General features: G+C 60.8%; 11 protein-coding genes. 8 read left to right on the top strand and 3 right to left on the bottom strand.

Annotated elements, in window-relative coordinates; translation table 11 throughout:
* Positions 1-95 precede the first annotated feature (95 nt).
* From JZX87_RS04400 to lpxK, 6 genes are all read left to right on the top strand, one after another.
* The gene (locus tag JZX87_RS04400; RefSeq protein ID WP_206824138.1) at positions 96-1,442 is read left to right on the top strand and encodes a TldD/PmbA family protein; all 1,347 of its coding nucleotides are present in this window, start codon (positions 96-98) and stop codon (positions 1,440-1,442) included.
* Positions 1,443-1,446: 4 nt separating this feature from the next.
* Complete coding sequence (locus JZX87_RS04405; RefSeq protein ID WP_206824142.1) at positions 1,447-2,247, top strand: 3'(2'),5'-bisphosphate nucleotidase CysQ; 801 nt, start codon at positions 1,447-1,449, stop codon at positions 2,245-2,247.
* Positions 2,248-2,307: 60 nt separating this feature from the next.
* Entirely contained in the window at positions 2,308-2,544 is a 237-nt protein-coding gene (locus JZX87_RS04410; RefSeq protein ID WP_206824143.1) for a DUF4170 domain-containing protein, read from the top strand.
* A gap of 162 nt (positions 2,545-2,706) precedes the next feature.
* A complete protein-coding gene (waaA, locus tag JZX87_RS04415; RefSeq protein WP_206824144.1) occupies positions 2,707-4,035 on the top strand; it encodes a lipid IV(A) 3-deoxy-D-manno-octulosonic acid transferase in 1,329 nt (442 codons plus the stop codon).
* Positions 4,032-4,775 carry an HAD family hydrolase gene (locus JZX87_RS04420; RefSeq protein ID WP_206824145.1) on the top strand — a complete coding sequence of 248 codons (744 nt, stop codon included), beginning with the start codon at positions 4,032-4,034 and terminating at the stop codon, positions 4,773-4,775. The genes waaA and JZX87_RS04420 overlap by 4 nt, the downstream gene beginning before the upstream one ends.
* Before the next feature lie 5 nt (positions 4,776-4,780).
* Positions 4,781-5,824 (top strand): tetraacyldisaccharide 4'-kinase, encoded by a 1,044-nt coding sequence (gene lpxK / locus JZX87_RS04425; protein ID WP_206824146.1) that lies wholly within the window; start codon positions 4,781-4,783, stop codon positions 5,822-5,824.
* Between the two features lie 4 nt (positions 5,825-5,828).
* Here the strand turns inward: lpxK and JZX87_RS04430 are convergent, their stop codons facing one another.
* Positions 5,829-6,062, bottom strand: a complete 234-nt coding sequence (locus JZX87_RS04430) for a DUF2093 domain-containing protein (protein WP_183684976.1) — start codon at positions 6,060-6,062, stop codon at positions 5,829-5,831.
* 68 nt (positions 6,063-6,130) lie between these two features.
* Entirely contained in the window at positions 6,131-8,008 is a 1,878-nt protein-coding gene (gene mutL, locus JZX87_RS04435; protein ID WP_206824556.1) for a DNA mismatch repair endonuclease MutL, read from the bottom strand.
* A 337-nt stretch (positions 8,009-8,345) separates the two neighbouring features.
* Between mutL and JZX87_RS04440 the strand changes: the two genes are divergently transcribed.
* Together JZX87_RS04440 and JZX87_RS04445 are read left to right on the top strand one after the other, a co-directional pair.
* Positions 8,346-10,025, top strand: a complete 1,680-nt coding sequence (locus JZX87_RS04440; protein ID WP_148142900.1) for a response regulator — start codon at positions 8,346-8,348, stop codon at positions 10,023-10,025.
* Positions 10,026-10,110: 85 nt separating this feature from the next.
* Positions 10,111-11,466, top strand: a complete 1,356-nt coding sequence (locus tag JZX87_RS04445) for a putative bifunctional diguanylate cyclase/phosphodiesterase (RefSeq protein ID WP_148142899.1) — start codon at positions 10,111-10,113, stop codon at positions 11,464-11,466.
* A gap of 62 nt (positions 11,467-11,528) precedes the next feature.
* On the opposite strand, the gene JZX87_RS04450 is transcribed toward JZX87_RS04445, so the two are convergent.
* Positions 11,529-11,981, bottom strand: coding sequence for a hypothetical protein (locus JZX87_RS04450; protein WP_183823110.1), 453 nt, complete (start codon positions 11,979-11,981; stop codon positions 11,529-11,531).
* Positions 11,982-11,992: the final 11 nt, after the last annotated feature.

Raw genomic sequence — 11,992 nt, forward strand, 5'->3', positions numbered from 1 at the left:
TCGCAGACGCGACAACCCGGTCAAGAAAAGGTGTGGCACACTTGATGCTTCGAAGCGCTCACAATAAATGGGACAGGAACGAAAGGCTTGCAAATATGAGCTCTGAAATTGATTCCGCCCAGCTTTTATCCCGTGCTTCTGAACTAATCGACCTGGCGAAGGCGGCAGGCGCCGATGCGGCCGATGCAGTCGTGGTCCGCTCGCGCTCGCGCTCCGTCTCGGTGCGCCTCGGCAAGGTCGAGGGAACTGAATCATCGGAAAGCGACGATTTTTCGCTGCGCGTGTTTGTCGGCCAGAAGGTTGCCAGCGTGTCGGCCAATCCGGGCTTCGACATGAAGACGCTTGCGGAACGCGCCGTCGCCATGGCGAAGGTCTCTCCCGAAGACCCCTTCGTCTGCATGGCGGATGCGGACCGGCTGTCGAAATCCTATCCGGATCTCGACCTTTTTGACCCGACCGATGTGCCAACCGATGCATTGCGTGAGGCAGCCCTTGCTGCCGAAGCTGCTGCATTGGCCGTCAATGGCGTCACCAATTCTTCCGGCGCCGGCGCCTCTGCGGGCATGGGCGGCATGGTTCTCGTCACCTCGCATGGCTTTTCCGGCAGCTACATGGCCACGCGTTTCGGCCGCTCCGTCAGCGCAATTGCAGGCGAAGGCACGAAGATGGAGCGCGACTACGATTTCGACAGCCGCCTTTATGACGCCGATCTCGACGCGCCGGACCTGATCGGTCGGCGCGCCGGCGAGCGTGCGGTTGCCCGTATCAATCCGCGCCAGGTGCCGACGGCAAGCAATGTCACCGTCGTTTTCGATCCGCGCATGGCGCGTGGTTTCGTAGGCACGATCGCCGGCGCCATCAATGGTTCATCCGTGGCGCGCAAGACGAGCTTCCTGCGTGACAGGATGGGCCAGCAGGTTTTGAAGGCTGGTCTCAACATCACCGACGATCCGCTGATCGTCCGCGGTTCATCCTCGCGTCCGTTCGATGGCGAAGGTGTTTCCGGCGAGCGGATGACGATGATCGAGGACGGCGTGCTGAAGCACTGGTTCCTGTCGACCTCCACCGGCCGCGAACTCGGCCTGCCGACCAATGGTCGTGGCGTGCGCGGCGGTAACTCCGTCACCCCGGCCTCTACCAACCTGGCGCTTGAACCGGGCGATATCTCGCCGGAGGAACTGATCGCGTCGGTGGGTACCGGCCTTTATGTGACCGAACTGATCGGCCAAGGCGTAAACATGCTCACCGGCGAATATTCGCGCGGCGCCAGCGGTTTCTGGATCGAAAACGGCAAGCTTGCCTTCCCCGTCTCCGAGGTGACGATCGCGTCCAACCTCAAGGACATGTTCATGCGTCTCACGCTGGCAAACGATATCGACCGCAAATACGGTGTCGCTTCGCCGACCATCGCGATCGAGGGCATGACGCTGGCGGGAAGCTGACGCCATGGTTTCCTCTGACAAAAACTGGAGCGCCGATCTCGATCTCATCCTCGATGCCGCCCGGCAGGCAGGTGAGATCGCCAACGGCTATTTCCGGCAATCGCCGGAAGTCTGGTGGAAGAACGAGGGCCGCTCGCCGGTCAGCGCCGCCGACTTTGCCGCCAATGATCGTCTCCAGTCGCTTCTTCTGAAGGCGCGCCCGAATTATGGCTGGCTTTCGGAAGAGACCGATGACGACAGCGCCCGGCTGACCTGTGAGACGCTGTTCGTGGTCGATCCGATCGACGGCACCCGCGCCTTCATCGCCGGAGAGCCGATCTGGTGCGTATCGGTTGCGGTTGTCCACGAGGGCCGCCCGGTGGCGGGCGTCCTCGTCGCGCCGGCGCTGCAGCAGGAATACCAGGCCGTGGCAGAAGGTCCGGCCTTGAGGAACGGCGCACCGATCGCTGTCCGATCCGAGGTGGAGGTTGACGAACTGGTGCTGGCCGCGGACGACAAGATCGTCAAGAAGCTGCAGCCCGAGCTTGCAATCCACCGCGTCAGCCACGTTCCCTCGCTCGCTTATCGCCTGGCGATGGTGGCCGATGCACGCATCGATGGGACGATCGTGAAGAAGGACAGCCATGACTGGGATTTGGCCGCTGCCGACCTGATACTGGAGCGTGCAGGCGGGGCGCTGACCGGGCTTGATGACCAACCCCTGATCTACAATCGCGAAACCGTCCGTCACGGCGTTCTGGTGGCTGGAACCCGCCATGCGCGCCATGTGCTTCTGCCCCATCTTGTGACCGGTGCAGCGGGTTGACCTTTGTGACGGAATGCCGCAGAGGAAGGGCTTCTAGTCAAGAAATGGACGGATTTGGAAATGACGCAATCGAGCGAAAAGAAGCAGCTCCTGCACCTGGTTTTTGGCGGTGAACTTGCGAGCCTGGACGGCGTGCAGTTCAAGGATTTGTCTGCCCTCGACATTGTTGGCATCTATCCCGACTACGCAACAGCGCTGACCGCCTGGCGCTCAAAGTCGCAGTCGACTGTCGACAATGCCGAGATGCGCTATTTCATCGTCCACATGCACCGCCTTCTGGATCCTGAAATCAAGTAGGCCTGACACAAGGCGCCAGAAATATGATAGGCCTTCAGGTTAGGGCGCACTTGACCTGAAGCTCGCTTTTTTGACGCATTTATGAAGCAGGTAAGACGAGCTAAATTATCGCTCCAGGGGTGAGGTATTGATGGCGCTAGGCAGGGATATGGAGCGAGGGCTATGAGCGGTGCTGTGGCTCGCATGGCTCTTGCCGGCTATCGCCTTGTAGGCGTGGCGCTTTATCCTTTGGCCGGCCCCTATCTCGCCTGCCGGGCGATGAAGGGCAAGGAAGACCGCTCAAGACGACTTGAGAGACTGGGTTATGCGAGCCAGCCGCGTCCTCGTGGGCCGCTGGTCTGGGTTCATTCGGCAAGCGTCGGGGAAACCCTTTCCATCCTGCCGTTGATCCGTGAACTGCGCCGCCGCGAAATCCATGTCGTGCTGACTACCGGCACTGTCACCTCCGCTGCGCTTGTCGCCGCTCGACTGGGCGACGAGGTCATCCATCAGTATGTGCCGATCGATCTTAAATTCCCGATCAAGCGTTTCATCGCCTATTGGCGGCCGGATGCCTGCATTACGGCGGAATCTGAAATCTGGCCGACAACCGTCGCTGAACTCGCGCGCCGCCGCATCCCGCAGATCCGGGTCAATGCCCGCATTTCGGATCGCTCCTTCACGCGCTGGAGCAACCACGCCAAGGTGGCTGAGGCGCTGTTCGACAAGATGGCGCTTGTCGTCGCCCAGTCCGATCTCGATGCAGAACGCTTCCGTGACCTCGGTGCATGGCCGGTCATCGTCTCTGGAAACCTGAAGAGCGATACGGATCCGCCACCCTGCGACGAGCTGCTGCTGGCGAAATACAAGGCAGAGATCGGCGACCGCAAGACCTGGGCAGCGATCTCCACCTTCGATGGCGAGGAAATGGCTGCAGCAACCGTTCACCGGGCGCTGAAACCGAAGAATGGCCAGTTGACCATCATCGTGCCACGCCATCCTGACCGGGCTGATGCGATCGAAACCATGCTCAAGGAAGAGGGACTCGTTGTTGCACGTCGTTCGCGCAATGACGAACTGACGCCTGAGACCGACATTTTCCTCGGCGATTCCATAGGCGAAATGGGGCTTTACCTGCGCCTGACCGAAATCGCCTTTGTAGGCCGCTCGCTGACCAATGAAGGTGGTCAGAACCCCCTGGAGCCGGCAATGATCGGTTGCGCCGTGCTGACCGGCCCGAACATCCAGAATTTCCGTGATGCCTATCAACATCTCGTCCGCAAAGGTGGGGCGCGAGTAGTCAAGGATGTCGAGATGCTGGCCAAGGCCGTGCATTACCTGCTGATTACCGATCACGCCCGGGCCAGGATGGTGGAAGCCGGAGCCGATGCGATGGAAGACCTGCGCGGTGCACTCGCCAAGACCGTCAAGGCGCTCGAACCCTATCTCAATCCCTTGACCGTGACGGCACGCCTGCAGCCGAAGGTCGCGGCTGCCGGAACCGCTCGGTGAGCCCGCCCCCCGCGATCGCGGGCATCCTGTTCGACAAGGACGGCACGCTTATCCGTTACGACGAAAGCTGGGGACCGGTAAACCGGGAGGCTGCACGCATCGCTGCAGCCGGAAACGCAGCGCTCGAACTCGTTCTGCTGGCCGCCGGCGGCATGGACCCGGAGACGGGCAAGACGAAAGCCGACAGCCTGCTCGCCGCCGGTAATTCCGCCGAGATTGCCCAAGGTTTCGTCACGGCCGGCTCGCCGCTCGATGTCGATGAGCTGACCCGCGAACTGGACGCGCTGTTCCTCCGTGCGGCGGAATTTTCCGTGCCGGTCGCCGATCTCCCTTCCGTGTTTTCGGATTTGAAGGCACGCGGTTTGAAGCTTGGCATCGCCTCCAGCGACAACGAAAAGGCAATCCGCCGCATGGCCGAAAGCTTCGGCATTTCCGGACATGTGGATTTCATCGCCGGTTACGACAGCGGTTTCGGCACCAAGCCGCAGCCGGGCATGATGCTCGCCTTCTGCAAGGCCGTCGGCCTTCAGCCGGCGGAAGTCGCGATGGTGGGTGACAACAATCACGACATGCATATGGGCCGTGCCGCAGGTGCCGGGCTCAACCTTGCCGTCCTGACCGGCACGGGGACGCGCCAGACGCTTTCCGCCCTTGCCGACCATTGTCTCGACGATATTACCGCACTTCCCGACGTCATCTTTGCCCCCGCATCGCCCGGCGCGGCCCGCTTAGGGGACTAGCCGCGATGGTTTCCGAAGCGCCGCCCTTCTGGTGGGAAAAGGCCGATTGGCGCGCTTATGCGCTGTCACCTTTTTCGGCCATCTATGGCGCGGTTGCGGGCAAAAGGATGCGCACGGCCAAGCGCGCTTCTGCCCCGATACCTGTGATCTGTGTAGGCAATTTTACAGTTGGGGGCGCCGGCAAGACCCCGACCTCGATCGCGCTCGCAAGGGCTGCCAAGGCAATGGGCCACACACCCGGTTTCCTCAGCCGCGGTTATGGCGGCTCGCTGGATGTGACCACGCTGGTCGATCGCGATCGCCACCGGGCCGATGCGGTGGGCGACGAGGCGCTGCTTCTGGCGGCAGAAGCCATGACGGTAATCTCGCGCAAGCGGGTCGATGGCGCAAGAAAACTGGCCGCGGAAGGCGCCGACCTGATCATCATGGACGACGGTTTCCAGAGTGCCCGCCTGCATCTGGATTTCGCTCTTGTGGTGATCGATAGCGTAAGAGGCATCGGCAATGGCCATCTCGTTCCGGGTGGCCCGGTTCGCGCTCCGATAAAGGAACAGATGCACCAGCTCTCTGCCATCCTCAAAGTTGGTAATGGCGAAGCTGCGGATGCGCTTGTCCGCAAGGCAGCTCGTGCCGGCAAAGCGATCCATGTCGCCACGACCGTGCCGCGTCCGGATGCCAGCCTGTCGGGCAAGAATGTGCTGGCCTATGCCGGAATAGCAGATCCGGAAAAATTCTACCGCACCGTCCGCGCCATCGGCGGGCTGATCTCGACGACCCGCTCCTTTCCCGATCATCATTATTTCACCGGGGACGAGATCCAGTCGCTGCTCGACGATGCCGAGCGCGAGGACCTGGTACTGGCGACTACGGCCAAGGATGCCGCCCGCCTTGCCGGCCATTCCGGCCCGGCCCGCACGCTGCTGGAGAGATCGAAGATCGTCGAGATCGACATGGTCTTCGACGATCCCAATGGTCCTTTGACCATGATCGAGGCGGCATTCAGGAATTTCCGCGAAAGACGGCTGCGCGAGGGCGCGGCCAAGGGCTGATCGTTCAGCCCACCTGCTGGTTCGGCAGCGTGCCGGCGCGTTTTTCGGCTTCGAGCGAGGTTGCGCAGTCGATATAGGCTTCCTGCCTTGCAACGCTCCAATAACGCAGTTCGTCGACCGGGATATGCGCGCCGGTCAAGGCGCAGGTGACGTAGGAGCCGGCGCTCAGGATTTGGTAGTCGCCGTCGAGATAGCGGATCTTGGCCTCGCGAAAGCCGCTTCCCTCAAACCGGTTCATCACTCGTCTCCTGCGAAAAAACATCGGTCCCCTCTACCCCGAACCAATTACGATTACCAGAGCGCTTCTCAACTCCGCCCGAACAGCCTTTCTATATCAGAAAGCTTGAGTTCTATATAGGTCGGCCGCCCATGGTTGCAGGTTCCCGAGCCGGGTGTCGCCTCCATCTGGCGCAAAAGCGCATTCATCTCGTCCGGTTTCAGCCGCCGACCGGACCTGACTGATCCGTGGCAGGCCATCGTCGCGGCAATATATTCGAGCTTGTTCCTGAGGCCGCTCGCCGTATTCCATTCCGCGATCTCGTCGGCGAGATCGCGGACAAGCGCGCTCACATCCACTTCGCCGAGCATGGCCGGCGTTTCGCGCACGGCAACCGCGCCCGGACCGAAACGCTCGATCGCAAGCCCCAGCCTGTCGAGTTCCGTTGCATGCACCATCAGCCGGTCGCAATCCTCTTCCGGAAGGTCAATGATCTCCGGGATCAGCAGCACCTGCGAGGCAAGGCGGTCATTTTCCAGCGCCTTGCGCAGGCTCTCGTAGACCAGGCGTTCATGTGCCGCATGCTGGTCGACGATCACGAGACCTTTCTCTGTCTGGGCGACGATATAGTTCTCATGGACCTGCGCGCGGGCAGCACCCAGCCGGTAACCGGCGGCGGTGGTCTCAGGCGTATAGGTTGTTTCCGCACCCCTGTCGGCGCGAGCCGTCGGCGCGGCAAAGGCGTCGAAACCGGACTGGACCGGGCGGGCTGCATAGGCGGTTGCGATATCGAGATCGAGCGGTCTTGAAGGCGAAGAAGACGCGGACCAGCTTGCCTGCGCGGGAGCCGAATGCGGATAGGAACGCTGCGGGAAAGCTGAAGCCGAGCCCTCGGAAAAGCCCGGTTGAGCGGAAGGCTGCTGGAAAGAGCCGGGTTGGAAGGCCCGCAGCATGGCTGCAGCCCCGGTGGTCGACGCCCGGTCGCCTTCGCGATGCAGCGCCTGACGGATGGCCCCGACGATAAGCCCGCGCACCAGTTGCGGATCGCGGAAACGCACATCGGCCTTGGCCGGATGCACGTTGACATCGACAAAGGCGGGATCGAGGTCGATCGACAGAACCGCGACCGGATAACGCCCCGCCGGCATCTGTTCGGCATAGGCACCGCGGATCGCAGACAGGATCAGCTTGTCCTGCACCGGCCGCCCGTTGACGAAGGCGAACTGATGCGCCGAGTTGCCGCGGTGAAAGGTCGGCACGCCGACGAAACCGGACAGCGACACATCCTCGCGCCCGGCATCGATCTCGATCGCATTCTCCTTGAATTCAGAGCCGAGAATCTGTGCCATGCGGGCAAGATGGTCGTCACCGGTGGCGGCAAATTCCAGCGTCGAGCGGTCGGAACCGGAGAGCACGAAACGTATATGCGGGAAGGCGATGGCCATGCGCTTGACCACTTCGGTGATCGCTGCCGCCTCCGCCCGCTCGGTCTTCATGAATTTCAGCCGGGCAGGGGTGGCAAAGAACAGGTCGCGCACCTCGACCACCGTACCGGGATTGGCCGGCGCCGGCTTGACCGGGATGGCAGCACCGCCGTGGACGGAGACCTGCGAGCCGGACGGATCGCCGTGGCGGCGGCTGGTGATCGTCAGCCGCGCGACCGAACCGATCGACGGCAGCGCTTCGCCGCGGAAACCGAGCGTGTGGATATCGTCGAGCGTCGTCGAGATCTTCGAGGTGCAATGGCGGCGCACGGCCAGTTCCAGATCTGCCGCATCCATGCCCGATCCGTTGTCGGTGACGCGGACAAGGCTCTTGCCCCCGCCGGCCGTGGCGATTTCGATACGCGTCGCACCGGCGTCGATCGCATTCTCGATCAATTCCTTTGTCGCGCTGGCGGGCCGTTCAATGACTTCGCCGGCGGCGATCTGGTTGATCAGGGTTTCAGGCAGGAGCTTTACAGACATGTCGCTATTTTCGGGGATTCTGCGGCCGGAGGAAAGTGCTGCAATAGGATTATCCTCGGCAATCGTCTCAATGGGAAACGCCATTAATCCGGCCTTAAGGTAAACGGGCTAGGGTTCATGTGAGAAATTGGATGAATCCGGGAGAGCATCTCTGCTCTTCGCGAATGACCGGAGTGGCGGCCAGCTGGGCACCGCCACAACAATCTGGTCATTCGTTGATGACTTGCAGCCAGCATGTTCCCATTGACGAGCGTGAAGGAAGTTTTGCCGATCGTACGTTGAATCGGCTGACCGGGAGTGGCCGAAAGCCGTCCCGAAAGCATACGGAGTTTCATCCATGAATGATTTGGACGCGGCGGATCCGAACATTCAGACTGCCATTCTGGAAGCACTGGCCGAAGGCTTGTCCGCGGCTGTATTGCTTTACGACAGGAACGATCTTGTCGTATTTGCCAGCCAGCAGATCGCGAGCATCACACGGGTACAGCCCCGTCTGCTGGTGCCGGGAACCCGTATTCGCGATCTTCTCGCTGCCATGTATGATGCCGGTATCCGCCTTGTCGCCGACACCCACAATTATCGCCGTGCGCTCAATCGCGAGGATTGGGTCGCCGAACAGATTGCCGGTCTGTGGAAGGAGCGTTCGGAAAGCCTGGAGCGCCCCGGTCCCGATCGGTGGCTGAGTGTCGTCAAGCGCCGTCTTCCTTCCGGCTACGGCGTCTGCGTCATCAAGGATGTCTCCGAACAGAAGAAGCGCGAGGAGCAGTGGCGCCTCGACACCGAACGCGTTCAGGTGACCGAAGAAGTTCTCGACAACCTGCCTTTCCCGATCAGCGTCAAGGACCGCAACGCCACCTTCGTCGCGGTCAACAAGGCCAATTGCGATTTCCTCGATCTGCCCGCCGATGCGATCCTTGGTCACAAGGGTTCCGACATCAATTCCAGGGCCTTCGAAGACCGTCTTGCGCCGATCAACCAGCATGTCTATGAGACCGGCGACCCGATCCAGCTCCCCGAGCACATCACCCGCCCTGATGGTTCGACCGCACTGACGATCGTCCACAAGTATCGGATCGGCAAGCCCGGCCGTTATTATCTTGTAACCGTCAAGCAGGATGTGTCGTCGGTTGTCGCCGGCGTCCGTACCGATCTGTCGCAGCAATCGAGCGAATGGGTCTCCGGCTTTGTTCCGATCGACATGACCCGGAGCGCCGTTTCGAGCTCGGCCGTCGACCCGCTCTCCGCCGTCGCTGGCGCAAAGATACTCGTTGTAAGCCGTTTCGCCGACACGGTGGCGGAGGCAATCGATGTCCTTTCCCGCCAGGCCGCCGATGTTTCAGCCGCAGCCGACGCCGAGGAACTCACCCTGTTTCTTCAGCTCGCGGCCGAAGCCGATGTCCGCATCGACATCGTCGTCATCGATGCCCGTATGCCGGCCGAGTTGAAGCAGATCGCCGAAGCCTATGGCGTAACGGCATTGCGTGTCGAAGAAGGGACTTTCGGGCCCGGCCTGCCGGTTCGGATCGCCACCGAACTGCGCAAACCCGTTGATGAAATCATATTGCCGCCAATCGACGAGCCGTCGTTCGCGCCGGTCTCGAAGGACGATAGTATCGATGTCCTTGTTGCCGAGGACAATGAAGTCAATCAGATCGTCTTTTCACAGATCATCGAAGGACTTGGCTATAGCTACGTTCTGGCGACCGATGGCGAAGAGGCAGTCCGCCTTTGGCGCGAGCATTCGCCGCGCCTTGTTCTCATGGATGTAACGCTACCGAAACTGACCGGTTTCGAAGCGTCTGCGGCGATCCGTGCACTTGAGGACGGAGTTCAGGCGGTGCCGATCATCGCTGTCCTGCCGCAAGCGTTCGATCGTGATCGCGAGGCCTGCATCGAGGCCGGCATGAACGATGTGATCCTGAAGCCGATCAGCCCGGAAGCACTGGATGCGGTATTCCAGAGGTATTTGCTTTCGGACGAAGACGAGATAGCGGCTGAAGCTTGGCCCGTTTCGTGACCATATTGGCATAAGCTGATACATCAGCAGAGTTTCTTAATCTTTGTCCCTCATCCTTCGCTCGTTTCGATGAGCAGGATTTTTTATGAAGCTAGCGGGCAACCCATTGCCGCACGTCAGCCAGAACGAGTTGCAGGCCATGGCCTACAGCGATCCGTTGACGGGCCTGGGCAACCGCTACCGGTTGCGCGACAAGGTGCGCCTGCTTGCCGCCGAACGCGCCGACGACCCAGCCCCCTTTGCCATCTGCATCGCCAATCTCGACGGCTTCAAGCCCATCAACGATCTTTTCGGCTCGGAGGCGGGTGACGAAATTCTCTGCCAGGTTGCCCATCGTCTGAAGGCCTGCATGCCCGATGGCGCGACGGTAACACGCCACGATGGCGACGAATTCGCCTTTGTCCTTCCTCTTGTCTTCGAGCGGGTAGGGGCGGAGCGCATCGGTCAGATGATGAAGGATGTGCTGTCCGCTCCGTATGATTTGGGCGACCGCAATGTTCGCCTTTCGGCATCCTTCGGTTTTGCCATCTATCCTTTCGCAGGTGAGGAATTCGAAAACCTGCTGAAGAGCGCCGAAACGGCCCTCTACCGATCCAAGCGCCGCGGCCGCGCCCAGATCACTGTTTATTCCACTGAAATTGCCCAGGAAATGAAGCGTGCCACGCAGATCGAGCAGGCACTGCGCAACGCAATCATCACAGATGCGGTCGATGTGCATTTCCAGCCGATCGTGCGCATCCGCGACGGCGTGGTGGTGGGTTTCGAAGCTTTGGCGCGTTGGCGCGATGCCGATCTCGGTTTCGTCTCGCCTGCCGTCTTTGTGCCGCTGGCCGAAGAGCGCGGCTTTATCGATGCATTGTCGGATACTCTGCTGCGCAAAGCGGCAGAGGCTGCACTTTCATGGCCGCGCGAGCTTTTCCTGTCCTTCAACCTGTCTTCGGCCCAGCTCATGGATCCGGGCACATCGCGCAACATCCTCTCGACGCTGTCGCGCGTCGGGCTTGATCCGCGCCGCGTGGAACTGGAAATCACCGAAACGGCCGTGATGACGTCGGCCGACACGGCACAGCGCATCATCTCGGAACTGCGGGCAAGCGGCGTGCGCATTTCGCTCGACGATTTCGGCACCGGCCAGTCCAGCCTCGGCAGGCTACGCGACTTCACCTTCGACAAGGTCAAGATCGACCGCGCCTTCATCTCGCGCATCACCTCAGACCGCGCGTCGGAACATATCGTGCGCGCCATCATCGCCATGTGCCAGGGGCTGGATCTCGCAGTCGTTGCCGAAGGCATCGAGGAACAGGCCGATGTCGACATGCTGCGCGCACTCGGCTGCGGCATGGGGCAAGGCTACCACTACGGCCGCCCGGTCGATGGCGCCGCGACCCTGCGCTACCTGCAGGACCACTACCACGACTTCATGGCGATCGAGCGGATCTGAGGCGCGCGTAGCTTGCTTGAGAGCTGGACTTTGCCGCAAAGGCAGGGTTCGATCCGGTGTGGTTATATAGACGCATCCCATCGCATCCGAATTTCTCGCTCCAAAGTATCCACCGCATCACAGTCGAGGTTTTCATTTCCCGCATATGCGAGGTGAGATATCACCGTTAAAGCCGCGTATTGTCCTTGGATTGCCGCTGCTTCGCGCATCAAGCTTAGCGCCTGTTTTGTGGACACTTCTCTACCATCAATCACGTGACTGGCCATGTTTGAGATGGGAACAGCAAGGGGAAAACTCGCAAGCTCACTCCAGGTGGCCAGCAATTCCCGCTGTCTTTGTTTTGGCACCTTTTCCGAATGTGGCGGGGCGAGGATTTCGTACAGCACACAAAATGCGGCATTTGGGGAAATGGACAATGCTTCCGCGACGAGTGCCGTAGCCTTGGAAGTATCTAGGTATGGAAATTTGCAGTCGATCTTATCAGAAAATGCTCGCTCTTGATCGATAGAGTTCATAATTGGGCTCG

This window comes from Agrobacterium sp. Ap1 (genome assembly GCF_017313375.1).
GTDB lineage: Bacteria > Pseudomonadota > Alphaproteobacteria > Rhizobiales > Rhizobiaceae > Neorhizobium > Neorhizobium cellulosilyticum.

Coding starts and splice junctions, on each gene's coding strand:
- JZX87_RS04400 (WP_206824138.1), top strand. CDS start 96: ATGAGCTCTGAAATTGATTCCGCCCAGCTTTTATCCCGTGCTTCTGAA.
- JZX87_RS04405 (WP_206824142.1), top strand. CDS start 1,447: ATGGTTTCCTCTGACAAAAACTGGAGCGCCGATCTCGATCTCATCCTC.
- JZX87_RS04410 (WP_206824143.1), top strand. CDS start 2,308: ATGACGCAATCGAGCGAAAAGAAGCAGCTCCTGCACCTGGTTTTTGGC.
- waaA (WP_206824144.1), top strand. CDS start 2,707: ATGAGCGGTGCTGTGGCTCGCATGGCTCTTGCCGGCTATCGCCTTGTA.
- lpxK (WP_206824146.1), top strand. CDS start 4,781: ATGGTTTCCGAAGCGCCGCCCTTCTGGTGGGAAAAGGCCGATTGGCGC.
- JZX87_RS04430 (WP_183684976.1), bottom strand. CDS start 6,062: ATGAACCGGTTTGAGGGAAGCGGCTTTCGCGAGGCCAAGATCCGCTAT.
- mutL (WP_206824556.1), bottom strand. CDS start 8,008: ATGTCTGTAAAGCTCCTGCCTGAAACCCTGATCAACCAGATCGCCGCC.
- JZX87_RS04440 (WP_148142900.1), top strand. CDS start 8,346: ATGAATGATTTGGACGCGGCGGATCCGAACATTCAGACTGCCATTCTG.
- JZX87_RS04445 (WP_148142899.1), top strand. CDS start 10,111: ATGAAGCTAGCGGGCAACCCATTGCCGCACGTCAGCCAGAACGAGTTG.
- JZX87_RS04450 (WP_183823110.1), bottom strand. CDS start 11,981: ATGAACTCTATCGATCAAGAGCGAGCATTTTCTGATAAGATCGACTGC.